An 18,047-nucleotide genomic window follows, 5' to 3' on the forward strand; every position below is an offset into this window, starting at 1 on the left:
TAAGGGCAGCAGAATAATTTTGACAACTGAAATTGATGTGGCACGGTGGCAATAGTATTTTTCAACCGGCGGGTTAGTCACGCCACCTGCCGCAATCACCGGAGGAAGCCTTATGCGGAGCATGCTTTGGGCCGCGACACTTGTATTGACCACCTTCTCATCGACCGCCTTTGCCGAGGGCAAGAAGATCGGCGTGGCCTGGGGCGACCTGGCGCAGGCGCGCTGGCGGTGGGATGTCACGGCAATGCGGTCGATCATCGAACGCAGCGGCAACGAATATCTTCCGACGAACGCCGAGGGGTCGGCCGAAAAGCAGCTGCAGGACATCGAGGCGATGATTGCTGCCGGGGTCGATGCGCTGGTGATCCAGCCGGTCGACAAGGAAGCGATCATGACTGGCGTCGAACGCGCCGCTGAGGCCGGGATTCCGATGATCGCCTATGACCGGCTGATCGAACACGAAAGCGTCTTCTACATCACCTTCGACAACGTGGGCGTGGGCCGGATCATCGCCGCCATCGTGAAAGAGGCGCAGCCGACGGGCAATTACGCGATCATTCTGGGCGATGCGGGCGACGCAAACACCGGATTCCTGCGGCAAGGCATGGAAGAGGTCATCGGGGCCGCAGTGGCCGGCGGACAGATCAAGATCGTCGGCGAGGCGAATGCCGATGGCTGGAAACCGGAAAATGCCAAGGCGATCATGGAGAAGATCCTGGCCGACAGTGGCAACCAGGTCGATGCGGTGCTGGCCCAGAATGACGGCATGGCGGGCGCGGCGATCGAGGCGCTGACGGCGGCGGGCCTCAGCGTTCCGATCGGCGGGCAGGACGGCGACCCGGCGGCGCTGAACCGGGTGGCACAGGGGCTGCAGACGGTGTCGGTCTGGAAGAACAACTTCGATCTCGCCAAGCAGGCCGGCACCATCGCCGGGCTGCTGGCCGAAGGAACGCCAATGAGCCTGATCCCCGAAGCCCGGCAGTTCACCGGGGGCGAGAAGGGGATCCCGGTCTGGTCGATCCTGCTGACCCCCACGCCGATCACCGCCGAGTCGCTGGACATCGTGATCGACGCCGACCACGTGACCAAGCGGGACGTCTGCCGGAACGCCCTGCCGACAGTCGCGGCCTGCCAGTAGGCGCCGCCTGCTGTCCTGCATCGCGCCGGCCCCTCACCGCGTCGGCGCTTTTATATTTTGACAACTGAAATTATTCGCGGCATCTTCCCGCCTGTTCCGGCGAATCTGCCGGACCGGCCCGCAGAGGCCGATCCATAGGGAGGATACATATGCGTACCGCAATTCTCGCCGCCGTTCTGGCGGTGACTGGCTTCTCGTCTGCCGCTCTGGCCGAAGGCAAGAAGATCGGCGTTTCGTGGGCCCAGTTCCAGGAAGAGCGCTGGAAGATCGACGAAGCCGCGATGAAGGCCGCGATCGAAGCCGCTGGCAACGAATACATCTCGGCCGACGCGCAGGCTTCGGCTGAAAAGCAGCTGTCGGACATCGACGCGCTGATCGCCCAGGGCGTCGACGCCCTCGTCATCAACGCCTGGGACAAGGACGCCATCGGGCCGGCCATCGAGAAGGCCGCTGCCGAAGGCATTCCGGTCGTGGGCTATGACCGCCTGATCGAAGACGACCGCACCTTCTACCTGACCTTCGACAACGTTGGCGTCGGCCGCATCATCGCGGAAGAAGTCTTCAAGCTGGTGCCCAAGGGGAACTACGCCATCATCAAGGGCGACCCGGGCGACCCGAACACCGGCTTCCTGCGTCAGGGCATGGAAGAAGTCATCGGCGCTGCCGTGGCTGCGGGCGACATCGTGATCGTCGGCGAAGCGAACTCGGACGGCTGGAAGCCCGAGAACGCCCAGAAGAACATGGAACAGATCCTGACCGCCAACAACAACGCCGTTGACGCCGTTCTGTCGCAGAACGACGGCATGGCCGGTGGCGCTGCCGCCGCGCTGGCTGCTCAGGGCCTGAACGTTCCGCTGGGTGGCCAGGACGGCGACCTCGCCGCCATCAACCGCGTTGCCCGCGGCACCCAGACCGTCTCGGTCTGGAAGAACGCGCGTGACCTGGGCAAGGCCGCTGGCGAAATCGCCGGCATGCTGGCTGATGGCACCGCTCTGGACGCGATCCCGGGTGCTGGCAAGTTCTCGGGCGGCGAGAAGGGCGTTGAAATGAACGCCATCCTGCTGACCCCGACCCCGATCACCAAAGAGACCATCGGTCTGGCGATCGACGCGGGCCACATCTCGAAAGAGCAGGCTTGCGAAGGCGCGGCAGCTGACGTCGCTGCTTGCCAGTGATCTGACCTACCGGCGCCGTCCTTCGGGGCGGCGCCACGCTTTTCTCCTGGCTGGACCTTTGCCCTGCGGGGTTTGATGGTGCGCACTGACGCGCCCGGTTCCGGCACAGCCCCATCCCTCTCAGGCTGGACGAGGACATGACCGCAACACCCCAATCGCCCACAACCCATGCGCCGAACGAAGGCGGGTTCACCCGTTTCCTCCGCGCGACAGAGATCGATCCGCGCCTTCTGGGCATGGTCGGTGCCCTGCTGCTGATCTGGGTGGCCTTCGAGGCCTATTCGACCCTGGTCCTTGGCCGGCCTTCGCTGCTTCTGGGCGCTGCCCAGGCCGATGCGAACGGCTTCCTCACCCCCCGCAACCTGTGGAACCTGTCGGTCCAGACCGCCTATATCGGCATCATGGCCACGGGGATGGTGCTGGTCATCATCACCCGCAACATCGACCTGTCCGTCGGATCGATCATGGGCATGGTCGGCATGTACATGGGCCTGTTGCAGGTCGAGTACCTGTCGCCGGCGCTTGGTCTTGGCCATCCGTCGATCTGGATCATCACGGTGATCTTCGGCATCGCGATGGGCGCGCTGATAGGCGCCTTCCAGGGCGTGCTGATCGCCTTCCTGTCGATCCCGTCGTTCATCGTGACGCTTGGCGGTCTTCTGGTCTGGCGCGGCGCGGCCTTCCTCGTCGCGGGCGGCAAGACCATCGCTCCGCTGGACGACACTTTCTCGCTGATCGGCGGCGGGTCCTTCGGGGCGCTTGGCAAGACCGGCAGCTGGATCTTCGCGGTCATCGCCTGCGTCTTCGTGGTCTGGGCCTTCCTGAACGGCCGCCGGTCGCGCAAGATCCACGGCTTTGCGCTCCGCCCGGTCTGGGCCGAGACCTTCGTGATCGGCCTGGTCTGCGCGGTAATCCTGGGGGCCACGACGATCGTCAATTCCTACGTCTGGCCGATCGGGAACATCCAGAAATACTATGCCAGCATCGGCGAAGAGGTTCCGGCCTGCGCGCAGAAGGGCGGCGACATCTACAGCGATGTCTGCGCCACTTTCGGCCACGGCTTCGCGTACCCGGTTCTCATCATGATCATCGTGGCGATTGGCATGACGATCCTGATGACCCGCACCCGTTTCGGCCGCTATGTCTTCGCCATCGGGGGCAATCCCGAAGCTGCAGCGCTGTCGGGCATCAACACCCGCGCGATGACGGTGAAGATCTTCACCCTGATGGGTGCGCTGGCCGGCGTCGCTGCCGTCATCGGTGCGGCCCGCCAGAACTCGGCCACAAACGCGATGGGCAACCTGGACGAGCTTTACGTCATTGCCGCAGCCGTTGTCGGCGGCACCTCGCTGGCCGGTGGCGTGGGCACGATCTACGGCGCGATCATCGGGGCGCTGATCCTGACCAGCCTTCAGACCGGCATGGTGCTGATCGGCTTCGGCGACGGCTCCTACCAGCGCATCGTGATCGGCATCGCACTGGTGTTGGCCGTCTGGCTCGACATCGTTTACCGCAAACGCATCAAGTAAGGGGCTGATATCATGGTAGACAGAACCGGAACCCCGCTTGTCGAACTGCGCGACATCTCGATCGCCTTCGGCGGGATCAAGGCCGTGGACCACGTCACGGTCGACCTGTACCCAGGCGAAGTCGTAGGCCTTCTTGGCCACAACGGCGCGGGCAAGTCGACGCTGATCAAGTGCCTGTCGGGCGCGTATCAGAAGGACTCGGGCCAGATCCTGATCAACGGCCAGGAGGTCGAGATCAAGGACCCCCGCGACGCCCGCGCCCAGAACATCGAGACGATCTACCAGACGCTCGCCCTGGCGGACAACCTCGATGCCGCCTCGAACCTGTTCCTCGGGCGCGAGCTGGTGAACAGCTTCGGCTTCGTGGACGAATCGAAGATGGAAGCCGAGACGCGGAAGATCATGGGGCGCCTGAACCCGAACTTCCGCAAGTTCAACGTGCCGGTGAACATGCTTTCGGGCGGTCAGCGCCAGTCGGTCGCCATCGCCCGCGCGGTGTACTTCAATGCCAAGATCCTGATCATGGATGAACCGACCGCCGCGCTGGGTCCGCATGAAACCCAGATGGTGGCCGAGCTGATCCAGGAACTGAAGGCGCAGGGCCTGGGCATCTTCCTGATCGAGCATGACATCCACAACGTCATGAAGCTGTGCGACCGGGCGTCGGTGATGAAGAACGGCCAGCTGGTCGGCACGGTGAACGTGAATGAGGTCACCGATGACGACATCCTGGGCATGATCATCCTGGGCAAGAAACCCCAGCACCTGGCCGCGTGATGTACATCGGGCTCGATCTCGGCACGTCGGGGATCAAGGGGATCCTAATCGGTGAGGACCAGCAGGTCCTGGCCGAGGCGACGGCGCCCCTGACCGTCCAGCGCCCCGCCGAAGGGTGGAGCGAGCAGGCACCCTCGGAATGGATCCGCGCCGCCGAGACCGTGTTCGACAAGCTGGCGCAGTCCGGTCTTGGCGCAGTGCGCGGCATCGGGCTGTCGGGTCACATGCACGGCGCGACGCTCCTCGATGCCGCCGACGAGGTGCTGCGGCCCTGCATCCTGTGGAACGACACCCGCAGCCATCTGGAAGCGGCCGACCTTGACGGCGATCCGCTGTTCCGGCGTCTGACCGGCAACATCGTCTTTCCGGGCTTCACCGCGCCGAAACTGGTCTGGGTGCGCAAGCATGAGCCGAAGGTCTGGGACCGGGTGGCGAAGGTTCTGCTGCCGAAGGACTATCTGCGCCTCTGGCTGACCGGCGAACACGTTGGCGAAATGTCGGATGCCGCCGGGACCAGCTGGCTGGATACGGGCAAACGCGACTGGTCGGATGACCTTCTGGCGGCCACCAGCCTTGACCGCAGCCACATGCCGAAGCTGGTCGAAGGGTCCGAGGTTTCGGGCTACCTGCGCGAGGCGCTCTCAAGCCGTTGGGGCCTGCCGAAAGGCGTGGTCGTGGCCGGTGGAGGTGGTGACAATGCGGCCTCGGGCGTCGGCGTCGGCGTGGTGCGGGCGGGTGAGGCATTTGTCTCGCTAGGCACCTCGGGCGTCCTCTTTGCCGCCAACGACGGCTACCAGCCCGATCCGGAAACGGCAGTTCACACCTTCTGCCATGCGCTGCCCGATACCTGGCACCAGATGGGCGTGATCCTGGCCGCGACCGATGCGCTGAACTGGTACGCCAAGCTGATCGGCACCGATGCGGCGCGACTGACCGGAGAGCTGGGCGACTTGCAGGCTCCTGGGAAGACGATCTTCCTGCCCTATCTGGGCGGCGAACGGACGCCCCTGAACTCGGCTTCGGTGCGCGGGGCCTTCACCGGCCTGGAACATGCGACAGACCGGCAAGCGGCAACCCGCGCCGTTCTGGAAGGCGTGACCTTTGCCATCCGTGACAGCCGCGATGCCTTGGCGGCGACCGGCACGCGGCTGGAAAGCCTTCTGGCCGTCGGCGGCGGGTCGCGGTCGGATTACTGGCTGAAACTGATCGCCACCGCGCTTGACTGCCCGGTGCAGCTGCCGGTCGCTGGCGACTTCGGCGGGGCCTTCGGGGCTGCCCGGCTGGGCCTGATGGCCGCGACCAAAGCTGGCGCGGAAGTCGCTACCCTGCCGCAGATCGCCCGCACCATCGACCCTGATCCTTCCCTCAAGGACGCCTTTGACGCGGGCCACGCAAGGTTCCGCGCCGCCCAAACTGCCATCAAGGATCTGACATGACCGACTTCTTCAAGGGCATCCCTGCCATCAAGTATGAGGGCCCGTCCTCAACCAACGAATTCGCCTTCCGCCACTACAACCCGGACGAAGTCGTCATGGGCAAGCGGATGGAGGATCACCTGCGCTTTGCCGTCGCCTACTGGCACAGCTTCGCCTGGCCGGGCGGCGACCCGTTTGGCGGGCAGACCTTTGAGCGTCCGTGGTTTGGCGACGGAATGGCTTTGGCAAAGCTCAAGGCGGACATCGCCTTCGAGATGTTCGATATCCTCGGCGTCCCCTTCTACTGCTTCCACGACGCCGACATGCGGCCCGAGGGCGCGACCTTCGCGGAATCGCTCAAGAACCTGAACGAGGTCGCGGATTACATCGGCGAGAAGCAGGCCAAGCACAAAGCCAAGCTCCTCTGGGGCACGGCCAACATGTTCAGCCACCGCCGCTGGATGTCTGGCGCGGCCACGAACCCCGATCCGGACGTCTACGCCTATGCCGCCGCGACCGTGAAGGCGAACATGGACGTCACGCACCGGCTGGGCGGGGCGAACTACGTCCTCTGGGGCGGGCGCGAGGGGTATGAGACGCTCCTCAACACCGACCTCAAGGCCGAGCGTGACCACGCGGGCCGCTTCCTGCAGCAGGTGGTCGAATACAAGCACAAGATCGGCTTCAAGGGCACGATCCTGATCGAGCCGAAGCCGCAGGAGCCGTCGAAGCACCAGTACGACTACGACGTCGCGACGGTCTACGGCTTCCTCAAGGACTTCGGGCTGGAGAAAGAGGTCAAGACCAACATCGAACAGGGCCACGCGATTCTGGCGGGTCACTCGTTCGAACACGAGATCGCGCTGGCCGCGAGCTTGGGCATCTTCGGCTCGATCGACATGAACCGGAACGACTACCAGTCCGGCTGGGACACCGACCAGTTCCCGAACAACCATGCGGAAAAGGCCGTGGCCTTCTACGAGATCCTGAAGGCGGGCGGCTATACTACCGGCGGCACCAACTTCGACGCCAAGATCCGCCGCCAGTCGCTGGACCCCGAGGACCTGATCCTCGCCCATGTCGGCGGGATAGACACCTGCGCCCGTGCGCTGAAATGCGCGGCGGCCCTGCTGGAGTCGGGCGAGATGGAGGCCGCGAAGGCCGACCGCTATGCCGGCTGGAAGGACCCCAAGGCGCAGGCAATGCTTAAGGGCTCGCTGGAGCAAGCCGCCGCCCGCGTCACCGCCGAGAAGATCGAGCCGCAGCCGAAGTCGGGCCGTCAGGAGCGTCTGGAAAACCTCTGGAACCGCTTCGTCTAAGCTGAGGCGGATTTCGTTTAGACATCGCACCGGGGCCTGATTAGGCTCCGGTGCACTCATTTTGACCCGCCGCAAAGCGGCAAGCCCAAGGGATCCCGACGTGGACCAGATCGACCGCATCCTCTCCGCCCCGCCGTTCAATCTTGATGGTGCGGGGCGCGACTGGGTGCGGTCCACCCTCTCCGCAATGGACCGCGCCGCCAAAATCCGGCAGCTTTTCGTCCACATCTGCTTTGGCACCGGGCCTGAGGTCGTCGACCGCATCACCGCCCTTGCCCCCGCCGGGATCACCAAGTTCTTCGGCCCCGATGCGCAAGGGGAACTCGACACCCTCGACGCCCTGCGCGCCGCAGCCCACATCCCCTACCTCGTCAGCGCCGATCTCGAAGGCAGCCGGATGAGCCCGTCCTTCGGCACCGAAGTGCCGAACCCCCTGGCGCTTGCGGCGGTGGATGACGTCCAGGCCTCAGGCACCATCGCCCGGATCATGGCCACCGAGGCGCGGGCGGCGGGGATCAACTGGTCCTTTACGCCGGTCATCGACATCAACGCGCTCTTCCGGTCACCCATCGTGGCCACCCGCGGCCTTGGGTCCGATCCCGCCCGCATCCGCGCCCATGCACTGGCGCATATCCGCGAGTTGCAGGCGAACGGGGTGGCGGCGACCGTCAAGCACTGGCCGGGCGAGGGCCACGACGACCGCGACCAGCACTTGGTGACCACCATCAACCCGCTGTCGATGGACGACTGGCGCGCGACCCACGGCGCGCTTTACCAGGCCGCCATCGACGCGGGCGTCATGTCGGTGATGTCCGCCCACATTGCGCTGCCCGCTTATGTCTTAGCGCATGACCCCGACGCGGGGCTGGAGGCGTACAGCCCGGCCTCTGTCTCCGCGCTCCTCAATCAGACGCTCTTGCGCGGGGAACTGGGCTTCAACGGCATCATCGTCTCGGACGCGACGCCGATGGCTGGCCTCGGCGCCTGGGCGCATCGGGACGTGACCCTGCCTGAACTCGTCTCGTCGGGCTGTGACATCATCCTGTTTTCCGACGAGCCCGAAGCGGACATCGCCCGGATCGAGAACGCGCTCGACGACGGCCGGATCACCGCAGCCCGCCTGGACGAGGCGATGACCCGCGTCCTCGGCCTGAAGGCCTGGCTGGGTCTCCAAAGCGACGGAAATGCCCCCGCCGACCGCACCCGCCTCGCCCGGAGCGAAGATGCCACCGCCGCCCAAGCCATCACCGCCCGCGCGCCGACATTGGTCAAGGACGTGCAGGGCCTCCTGCCCCTGTCGCCCGACCGCCACCGCCGCGTGCTGGTCTATTCGACCGGCATCGTCACCCCCTTGCATGGCGACGGGATGCCAATGGCCTTCCCCGACCTCCTCCGCGCCGAGGGCTTCGAGGTCACGGTCAACCAGCCCGGTGACCGGTATGATCAGCGCGACTTCGACCTGGTGCTGTTCGTGATGGCCGAAGAGACCCTTCTGACTCGCGGCCGCATCTTCCTTGACTGGAACCGCCTGACCGGCGGCATGTTCGGCGCGATGCAAAGGCACTGGCACCAAGTGCCGACCGCGCTGATCTCGTTCGGCTACCCCTACTACCTCTACGACGCGCCCCGGATGCCCTGCGTGGTCAACGCCTATGCCACGATGGACTCAATGCAGCGCGCCACGCTCGACTGCCTTCTGGGTCGCGCGCCTTTCCAAGGTACAAACCCCGTCGATCCGTTCTGCGGCCTGCCCGACGCGCGCTACTGACCGCGCTTTTCCGGCTTTCCGCCGCCGTCCCGCGGTGCAACATTGCGCGGAAACGGAAGGCAGGGACGAAGATGCGGAACGGCGGTCAGCTTCTGGTGGAATGCCTGGTGGCGCTTGGGGCCACCAAGGGCTTTGGCGTGCCGGGGGAAAGCTATCTGGCGGTCCTCGACGCGCTGCACGACACGCAAGGCAAGCTGGACTTTGTCCTCTGCCGCAACGAAGGCGGCGCGTCTTTCATGGCGGCAGCCTGGGGCAAGCTGATGGGGCAACCCGGCCTCTGTTTCGTGACCCGCGGTCCCGGGGTGACCAATGCGTCCATCGGCATCCACACCGCCATGCAGGATTCCGCGCCGATGCTAGTGTTCGTGGGCCAGGTCGGCACCGACATGAAGGGGCGCGAGGCGTTCCAGGAAATCGACTACCGCGCGGTCTTTGGCACCATGGCGAAATGGGTGGTGGAGATCGACCGGGCCGACCGCATCCCCGAGTTCCTCTCCCGCGCTTGGATCACCGCCACCACGGGCCGCCCCGGACCCGTCGTCATCGCCCTGCCCGAGGACATGCTCAGCGGCCCGGCATCTGCGCCCCCCCTAACCGGCCCCGCCCGCATTGCCGAGCCCGCCCCCGACCCCGCCGCCCTGGCCGAGGCGCTGGAGCTTCTGGCAAAGGCGGAACGCCCGGCGATCCTGCTGGGCGGCTGCAACTGGACCACGGCCGGAAAGACCGCCCTGCAGGCCTTTGCGGAGGCGTCAGACATCCCGGTCGTCGCGGCCCTGCGCTATCAGGACATGTTCGACAACCACTCCCCCTGTTACGCGGGCGACCTGGGCCTTGGCCTCGCGGCGGGCGTCCGGAAGACGATGGCCGAGGCCGACGTGATCCTGGCGCTGAACACCCGGTTCGGCGAGATTTCCACCGAAAGCTACACCCTGTTCGAGGTGCCGACGCCTCGCCAGAAGATCATCCATGTCCACGCCTCGACGGCCGAGATCGGCAAGGTCTACATTCCCTCCCTGGGCATTCCCGCCGGCCCCAACGCCTTTGTCGCCGCGCTGACCCCGGTGCGGGGCAGTTGGGCCGCCTGGCGTCAGCGGGCGCGGGCGGATTATGAGGCGACCTTCACCCTGCCGCCGCAGCCCTCGCCGGTCGACATGGGGCTGGTGACCGCGCATCTGCGGCAGGTGCTGCCCGAGGATGCGATCCTGACGAACGGGGCGGGGAACTTCACCGTCTGGCCGAACAAGTTCTACCGGTTCGGCCCAAAGGCCCGCCTTCTGGCCCCGCAGTCCGGCGCGATGGGCTATGGCCTGCCCGCCGCCATCGCGGCCAAAGTGGCATTCCCGGACCGGTCGGTTGTGTGCTTTGCCGGAGACGGCGATTTCCAGATGACCTGCCAGGAGCTTGGCACCGCGATGCAAGCCGGGGCACAGCCCATCGTCCTGATCCTGAACAACGGCACCTACGGCACGATCCGCGCGCACCAGGAACGCAACTATCCAACGCGCGTCTCGGCAACCGACCTGATGAACCCGGACTTCGTCGGCCTCGCCCGGTCCTACGGGTTCCATGCCGAACGGGTCGAGACGACCGAAGACTTCCCCGCAGCCTTCGCCCGTGCCCAATCCAGCCAAACCGGCGCCGTCCTTGACCTTGTCATCTCGGCCGAGGCCCTGACGCCACGACAGACCCTGTCGGACATGCGCAAGGCAGCGCTCGCGGCCCAGGGAAAGGGCTAGGACCGCTCCACCGGTTTCGACCGCATCATCGCGACGGTTTCCCGTTCCGCCCGGCGACAGGCGACGGGGGGCAGGCCGCGCGCGATCAGGTCCATGTCCTCCAGCATCCGAGTCCCGATCTCGCGCAGTGCAAAGGTCAGCGCCCCCGCCCGGTGCGGTGAGAACAGCATGTTCGGCACCTGCCGGATCGGGTCGTCCTGGGGCAGCGGCTCCACCGGGAAGACGTCCGAGGCGACGCGAATCCGGCCCGCGGCCGCAGCCGCCGTCAGCGCTGGGAAATCGGCGGCGGCGGCACGGGACATCAAGAGCAGCATCGCCCCGGGCTGCATCAGCGACAGAGCGCGGGCGTCGATCATCCCCTTGTTCGCCGTGGTGATGCTGGCCATCACAAAAACGAACCGGTTCTCGGCCATCAGCCGGTCAAAGCTGACGGGCTCCACGCCCAGCCGGCGCAGGTGCCCATCGGGCTGCCAGGGGTCATGCGCCTGCACCCGGCAGCCAAAGGGCGCCAGCAGCCGGTACAGCGCACGGCCAAGATCGCCGAACCCGATGATGCCTACTGTCGACCCGGCCAGAAGCTCGGACTCCCGGTTCCCGTCGAACAGCCACTTCTCCTGCCCCCGCAGGAAGGCCGCATGTTCGCCGTGGATGTTCCGCGCCAAGGACAGCGCCATGCCCAAGGCCATCTCTGCCACCGGGGCCGCAAAGACCGCCGCCGGGGCCAGGACATGGATGCCCCGGCGAAAGCATTCCTCGTAGTCGATGTTCGGCAGAAAGTTCGTCTCGACGTTGATGATCGCCCTCAGCTTCGGCGCCAGCGCCAGCCGGTCCGCCCCCATCGCCTGCTGTGAGACCAGGATTTCGGTCTCCGGCAGGTGGCGGGCATAGAAGGCCTCGCGGTCCTCGCCCTGCCATTCGGCGACCTGATACCGGGCGCGGAAATCGGCCAATTCCTTGGGCGAAAGGATGTCCTCGGTCGTCCGGGGCTCGGGGTCGTACAGCACACGCATGGGTCGGGTCCTTCGGGTTTCGGTGACCCTAGTGGCGATGCCCCCCAAGAGACAAGCTCAGACCGAGACCTCGCGGTGCAGCACCGCCTTGTCCAGCGCGTCCTTCCGCCCCTCCAGCGCCACTGCGCCGCGCCGGAAGACATAGACCTGATCGGCCCGGGCCCAGGCGAAGTCGAAATACTGCTCGACCAGCACCACTGCCATAGTGCCCTTGGCTTTCAGGTAGTCGATCACCTCGCCGATCTGCTGGATGATGTTGGGCTGGATGCCCTCGGTGGGCTCATCCAAGAGCAACACCTTCGGCTGCATGATCAATGCCCGGGCAATGGCAAGCTGCTGCTGCTGGCCACCCGACAGGTCCCCGCCACGCCGGTTCAGGAAGGACTTCAGGATCGGGAACAGGGTGAAGACCTCCTCCGGGATCTGATGCTGCGCCTTCGGCAACACCGCAAAGGCGGTTTCCAGATTCTCGCGGACGGTCAGCAGCGGAAAGATCATCCGCCCCTGCGGCACCACCGAAAGCCCCCGCCGGGCCATGTCCTGAGGGCGGCTCACGGGCAGGGTTTCGTCGCCCAGCGTCACCGTCCCGCCTGACCGGGGGTGCGTCCCGGCCAGGGCTTTCAGGAAGGACGTCTTGCCGACGCCGTTCGGGCCCATGATGCAGGTCACCTCGCCCGCCTTCGCGGCAAAGTCGATGCCGTGCAGGATCTGGCTCCCGCCGTAGTGCAGGGTAAGTCCAGTGGTAGACAGCATCAGCCGCGCCCCAGGTAGACGGCGATCACTTGCGGATCGCGGGTGACGTGATCAAGCGAGCCCTCGGCCAGGACGCTGCCTTCGTGCAGCACGGTCACCCGGCAGTTCAGGCGGCGGATGAATTCCATGTCGTGCTCCACCACGACCACCGCGCGGGTCTTGGCGAGGTTCACCAGCAGGGTCGTCGTCTGCTCGCGTTCCGCAGGGGTCATCCCGGCGGCAGGTTCGTCGACCAGCAGCAGCCGAGGCTCCTGCGCCAGCAGCATGGCGATCTCCAGCCACTGCTTCTGGCCGTGGCTCAGCTCTCCGGACTTGCGGTGCAGGTGGTCGGCCAGGCCCACCTCCTCGGCCAGCTCGCGCACCCTCGTCATGTCGGCGGCCTTCGGCTTCCAGAACAGCACGGCCCAGGGGCTGCGATTGGCCTTCAGCGCCAGGATCAGGTTCGCTTCGACCGTCTGGTCCTCGAACACCGTCGGGCGCTGGAACTTGCGACCAATGCCTTCGCGGGCGATGCGCGCCTCGTTCATCCCGATCAGCGGGATCGAGCGTTCGCCGAAGGTCACGCTGCCGCTGTCGGGCCGGGTCTTGCCGGTGACGATGTCCATGAAAGTCGTCTTGCCCGCGCCGTTCGGCCCGATGATGGCGCGCAGCTCGGTCGGGCCGATCTCGAAGGACAGGTTGTTGATCGCGCGAAAGCCGTCGAAGGTGACGGAAACGCCGGACACCTCAAGGAGAGCCGTCACTTCTGCGCCTCCTGTTCCTGCAGGCTGCCGTCATCCGGCCCAAGCGGCGCGCCCTTGCGGTCGGGCGTGCCGATGCGCTGGAACCGGTCAAACAGTCCACCGATGCCCTTCGGGGCCAGCAGGGTAACCGCGACGAAGGACAGGCCCAGGATGACAAGCCACCAGTCGACCCAATTCAGGCTGACCGGCCCCAGGGGGATGTCCGGCAGGCGACCGGAGGTGAAGAGCGACGAGAGCAACGACACGAAAGCCGCCCCGATAACCGCCCCGTACAGTCGGCCACGCCCGCCGATGGCGACCCAGACGGCAAGGTAGATCGAGGCGATGGGCGCCAGCTCCGCCGGGTTGATGATGCCCGCTTGCGGGTAGTAAAGGACCCCCGCCAGAGCCGCGATGATCGCGGTCAGGGTGAAGACGAACAGCTTGTACGTCTCGACCGGATAGCCCAGGAACCGCACCCGCGCCTCGTCATCGCGGATAGCCCGGATCACGCTGCCGAACTTGCCCGAGACGATCCAGTTCAGCGTCAGATAGCCAAGGCCCAGCGCCACGGCCGAGGCCCAGAAGAACCAGATCGAGATCAGGTCCTGCGAAACACCCCCAAGGCCCGGCAGGTTCTGCAGCCCCGATAACCCGTTGTTCCCACGCAGGCCGCTGTCGTTCTGGAACAGGTACAGCGCCAGCGCCAGCGTCATCGCCTGGGTCAGGATCGACAGGTAGACCCCCGTCACCCGGCTGCGGAAGGCCAGCCAACCGAAGACCAGCGCCAGCAGCCCCGGGACCGCCAGCGCCAGGATCAGTTGCAGGGGCAGAGAGTGGGCAAAGCTCCAGATCGCGGGCAGCTCCGACGATCCCACGACCCCGAAGATCTGCGTGGCGATGCCCTGGCTCACCTCTTCCGGCGTGGCGGGAAGGCCGCCTTGCGCCAGCGCCGTGACCACGATCTCCTCGGTCCGGGCATACATCAGCCACATGCCGATCATGTAGCCGCCGAGGGCAAAGAACGCCATATGGCCAAGGCTCAGGATGCCCGCATAACCCCAGATCAGGTCCATCGCGAGGGCGACCAGGCACAAGCACAGCGTCTTGCCCAACGTCTTGACGAAAGAGGTCGAGATGACGCCCGGCCCGTACGCCTCGGACATCAGGGTGACGACCAGGGTGAACACCGCCAGACAGGCGATGAAGACCAGGGCCGAGGGGTTCCGGGCAAAGAAGCTGCGGGTCATGGCGTCAATCCCCCGCCGCGCGGCCACGCAGCGCGATGATCCCGCGCGGCCGGAACTGGATGAACAGGATGATGAAGAGGATCATGTAGGTCTGGGCCGCGAGGGTGTTCGAGGGGTTCAGGAACTCGATCACCTTCTGCAAGGACCCGATCATGGTGGCCCCGGCCAGCGTGCCCCAGACGTTGCCCACACCGCCCACGACCACGGTCATGAAGCTTTGCACGATGTAGTCCGCACCCATTTCCGAGGTGACCTTGGCGTAAAGCCCAATGGCGACCCCGGCGATACCTGCGATGCCGGAGCCGAGGCCGAAGGTCAGCATGTTGATGCGGTCCGGGTTGATGCCCATGCTGGCTGCCATCGCCGGGTTCTGCGTCACCGCGCGGACTTCAAGACCCAGGCGAGTACGCTTCATCAGGTACAGGAAGAACGCGAGGAAGATCAGCGCCAGCACGAAGATCGCGATGCGGATGTAGCTGATCGAGACGACATCGTTGAACGTCAGCGCCCCGTCCAGCCAGCCGGGCGCGGTCAACGGGCGGGCTTGGGTGCCGAAGACGTTCTTGAGGATCTGTTGCAGCGCGATCGAGATGCCGAAGGTCGCAAGCAGCGTCTCCAAGGGGCGCTTGTACAGGTGGCGGATGACAAGGCGCTCCATCGCGACCCCCGCGCCGAAGGTGACGGCGAAGGCCAGCGGCAATGCGATCAAGATCGACAGCGTGTAGTCGGGCACGAACAGCTGGACGACAAAGCCGGTGTAGGCGCCGATGGTGATGAACTCGCCATGCGCCATGTTGATCACGCCCATCACGCCGAAGGTGATGGCAAGGCCGATGGCGGCCAGGAAGTAGATCGCGGCCAACGACAGGGCATCCAGCCCCAGGTCGGCTGCCTGCATCGCTGCGACTTTGCGGTCGATGCTTTCCAGCGCGGCGGTCGCGGCAAGGGTCACATTGGCGTCAGGCTCGGCGTAGATCTCGAAAAAGCGGTGCGTTGCCAGCGCAGCGGCGACCTCGTCATCGGTCGCGGCCGTGGGGACGGTGCCTGCAACCTCCAGTGCCGTGTAGGCCCGGTCGCGGGCCTTTTGCGTGTTCAGCTCGGCCACCGGTATGCCACCCACACTGCCGTCCGCCACATTCGCCACCAGCGCCGCACTCTGTTCTTCCAGCGTCAGGCGGGCGGGGGCAAGGCTCGCGGCGACCAGCAAGTCATAAGCTTCGGCCTCGGTCAGGTCGCGGCCAATCTGCAGCTCACGGGCGACGTTGCCGGCCGGATCGCCGCGAAACGCCGCGCGGCTGCTGGTCACCAGCGGGTTCAGCGCGGCGCGGGTGTCCAGCGAGATGTCGCCGGACAGGCTGTCGATGGCGGCGATGCGGGCCGCGGGATCGGGGTCAAAGCGCAGGGTCAGGAACCGCTCCAACCGCTCCTTCTGCGCCTTCAGGGCGGGGTCCTCTTCCGTCGCCAATGATGCCCGCAGAGGCTCCAGCGCCTCGGCCGTCGGGTCGCGGGCGATCGAGGTAAGCGCCTCGGCCCGTCGCGCGGGGTCGGGGTCCGACAGGGTGAACTGCACCAGCGCCGTCTCGATCAGCCCGCGCACCCCGGCATTGGGTTTCAGCTCGGTCAGGTCTCCCTTTGCAGCGGTCCCGGCAGGCGTACCGTCCAGCGCCGTCAGGGCAAAGCCGTCGCCCTCGGGCACCGCCACGAACATCGCATCGTCCGCCTTGCGGATCACCAGCCGCTTGTCGGCCCAGGCCGACAGGATGTCATCAGCCATCGCATCGCCGCTGCCCGCAAGCTCGGCGATCACCGGGCCGATCGTCTGGCGCGAGGGCTTTTCGATCTGGTCGCGGTTCTGCGCAACAATTTCGGCCGCCGTCTGGGCAAGGGCGAGGCCGGGCAGAAGCCAGAGGATGGCCGCAAACAGGAGGGCGGTCAGGCGCATGGGATGTCCGGGGGAAAGGAAGGTGCGGGAGGGGACAGACCCCTCCCGCCGTTGCGTCAGTAGTTCGAGGTCAGCTGGACGCAGGTCTTGGTTTCGGTGTTGTACATGCCGCACTGGAGATCCTTCCAGTTGGCATCGAGCACCGCCGATTCCGGCAGGAAGTCGGTCCAGGCATCGCCCGGGACCGGCTCGGTCTGGCTGATGATGTCGAACTGACCGTCGGCGCGGATTTCGCCAATCAGCACCGGCTTCGTGAGGTGGTGGTTCGGCAGCATCTCGGCGATGCCCCCGGTCAGGTTCGGGAACTTCTGGCCCCACATCTTTTCGCGCACCGGATCGACGGCGGTCGTCCCTGCCTCGGTCACCGCGTTCACCCACATGTTGAAGCCGATGTAGTGCGCTTCCATCGGGTCGTTCGTCACGCGCTTGTCGTCCTTGATGAAGGCTTTCCAGTCGGCGATGAACTTGGCGTTCTCCGGGGTGTCGGCCGACATGAAGTAGTTCCAGGCGGCCAGGTGGCCGACGAGGTTCGAGGTGTCGAGGCCCGACAGCTCTTCCTCACCGACCGAGAAGGCGACGACCGGCAGGGTGTCAGCCGAAACGCCGGCAGCGGCCAGTTCCTTGTAGAAGCCGATGTTCGCATCGCCGTTGATGGTCGAGATGACGCCGACCTTCTTGCCGTCCGCACCCAGCGCCACGACGTCCGACACGATCTTCGACCAGTCCGAATGGCCGAACGGGGTGTAGTTGACGAAGATGTCTTCCTTCGGGATGCCTTTCGAGATCAGGTAGGCCTCCAGGATGTTGTTCGTGGTGCGCGGGTAGACATAGTCGGTGCCGAGCAGCGCGAACTTCTGCACGCCAAGCTCGTTCAGGTAATAGTCCACTGCCGGGATCGCCTGCTGGTTCGGCGCGGCGCCGGTGTAGAACACGTTCTTCGACGATTCCTCGCCCTCGTACTGGACCGGGTAGAACAGCAGGCCGTTCAGTTCCTCAATGACCGGCAGGACGGATTTGCGGGACACGGACGTCCAGCAGCCGAACATCACGTCGCACTTCGACACGGTCAGGAGTTCCCGCGCCTTTTCCGCAAACAGCGGCCAGTCCGAAGCCGGGTCGACAACGACCGCCTCAAGCTGCTTGCCCAGCAGCCCGCCCTTGGCGTTCTGCTGCTCGATCAGCATCAGCATGGTGTCTTTCAGCGTGGTTTCCGAAATCGCCATCGTCCCGGACAGCGAATGCAGGACGCCGACCTTGATCGTCTCGGCCTGCGCGAAGGTCACGCGCGGCAAGGCAAGGGCAGCGATACCGGAAGCAAGAAGTGCACGTCTGTTGAGTTTCATCAGGACTTTCCCCGTTTGGGCTTTCCGTGGCTGTCCGTCCGGCAGTGGACGGGACGATCCCGGGCAGCTGGTTACCCCGCTAGGCGGACAAGGCGCGATGGTTTCCCCCGCGTCAGAGACAGAGATGATCGGCGCAGGCGGCACCCGGCAAATCCTGCCCGGTGCGGCCA

Annotated in this window: 14 protein-coding genes; 8 read left to right on the top strand and 6 right to left on the bottom strand. The window is 65.7% G+C overall.

Features of this window, described 5'->3' with window-relative positions; genetic code table 11:
• Positions 1-145: 145 nt before the first annotated feature.
• From AC2EAL_RS03500 to AC2EAL_RS03535, 8 genes are all read left to right on the top strand, one after another.
• On the top strand, positions 146-1,138 hold the full coding sequence (locus tag AC2EAL_RS03500; RefSeq protein WP_484722779.1) for a substrate-binding domain-containing protein: 993 nt from the start codon (positions 146-148) through the stop codon (positions 1,136-1,138).
• A 149-nt stretch (positions 1,139-1,287) separates the two neighbouring features.
• On the top strand, positions 1,288-2,313 hold the full coding sequence (locus AC2EAL_RS03505; protein WP_484722780.1) for a substrate-binding domain-containing protein: 1,026 nt from the start codon (positions 1,288-1,290) through the stop codon (positions 2,311-2,313).
• A gap of 137 nt (positions 2,314-2,450) precedes the next feature.
• Positions 2,451-3,842: a sugar ABC transporter permease gene (locus AC2EAL_RS03510; protein WP_484722781.1), complete on the top strand. Its 1,392-nt coding sequence runs from the start codon at positions 2,451-2,453 to the stop codon at positions 3,840-3,842.
• A 12-nt stretch (positions 3,843-3,854) separates the two neighbouring features.
• Positions 3,855-4,619 carry an ATP-binding cassette domain-containing protein gene (locus AC2EAL_RS03515; protein ID WP_484722782.1) on the top strand — a complete coding sequence of 255 codons (765 nt, stop codon included), beginning with the start codon at positions 3,855-3,857 and terminating at the stop codon, positions 4,617-4,619.
• On the top strand, positions 4,619-6,055 hold the full coding sequence (xylB, locus tag AC2EAL_RS03520; RefSeq protein WP_484722783.1) for a xylulokinase: 1,437 nt from the start codon (positions 4,619-4,621) through the stop codon (positions 6,053-6,055). The genes AC2EAL_RS03515 and xylB overlap by 1 nt, the downstream gene beginning before the upstream one ends.
• Entirely contained in the window at positions 6,052-7,353 is a 1,302-nt protein-coding gene (gene xylA / locus AC2EAL_RS03525; RefSeq protein WP_484722784.1) for a xylose isomerase, read from the top strand. Before xylB ends, xylA begins: the two co-directional genes overlap by 4 nt.
• Before the next feature lie 100 nt (positions 7,354-7,453).
• Positions 7,454-9,121: a glycoside hydrolase family 3 protein gene (locus tag AC2EAL_RS03530; protein ID WP_484722785.1), complete on the top strand. Its 1,668-nt coding sequence runs from the start codon at positions 7,454-7,456 to the stop codon at positions 9,119-9,121.
• Between the two features lie 71 nt (positions 9,122-9,192).
• Complete coding sequence (locus AC2EAL_RS03535; RefSeq protein WP_484722786.1) at positions 9,193-10,857, top strand: thiamine pyrophosphate-binding protein; 1,665 nt, start codon at positions 9,193-9,195, stop codon at positions 10,855-10,857.
• Here AC2EAL_RS03535 and AC2EAL_RS03540 read toward each other — a convergent pair.
• From AC2EAL_RS03540 to urtA, 6 genes are read right to left on the bottom strand one after another with little or no spacing between them, the layout of a single operon-like run.
• On the bottom strand, positions 10,854-11,867 hold the full coding sequence (locus tag AC2EAL_RS03540; protein WP_484722787.1) for an NAD(P)-dependent oxidoreductase: 1,014 nt from the start codon (positions 11,865-11,867) through the stop codon (positions 10,854-10,856). The two genes, AC2EAL_RS03535 and AC2EAL_RS03540, sit on opposite strands and share 4 nt — an antisense overlap.
• A gap of 57 nt (positions 11,868-11,924) precedes the next feature.
• On the bottom strand, positions 11,925-12,620 hold the full coding sequence (gene urtE / locus AC2EAL_RS03545; protein ID WP_484722788.1) for an urea ABC transporter ATP-binding subunit UrtE: 696 nt from the start codon (positions 12,618-12,620) through the stop codon (positions 11,925-11,927).
• A complete protein-coding gene (gene urtD / locus AC2EAL_RS03550; protein WP_484722789.1) occupies positions 12,620-13,363 on the bottom strand; it encodes an urea ABC transporter ATP-binding protein UrtD in 744 nt (247 codons plus the stop codon). Before urtD ends, urtE begins: the two co-directional genes overlap by 1 nt.
• Positions 13,360-14,592, bottom strand: coding sequence for an urea ABC transporter permease subunit UrtC (urtC, locus tag AC2EAL_RS03555; RefSeq protein ID WP_484722790.1), 1,233 nt, complete (start codon positions 14,590-14,592; stop codon positions 13,360-13,362). Before urtC ends, urtD begins: the two co-directional genes overlap by 4 nt.
• A gap of 4 nt (positions 14,593-14,596) precedes the next feature.
• Complete coding sequence (urtB, locus tag AC2EAL_RS03560) at positions 14,597-16,534, bottom strand: urea ABC transporter permease subunit UrtB (RefSeq protein WP_484722791.1); 1,938 nt, start codon at positions 16,532-16,534, stop codon at positions 14,597-14,599.
• A 56-nt stretch (positions 16,535-16,590) separates the two neighbouring features.
• Entirely contained in the window at positions 16,591-17,877 is a 1,287-nt protein-coding gene (gene urtA, locus AC2EAL_RS03565; protein ID WP_484722792.1) for an urea ABC transporter substrate-binding protein, read from the bottom strand.
• Positions 17,878-18,047 lie beyond the last annotated feature (170 nt).

Source organism: Tabrizicola sp. T74 (assembly GCF_057219935.1).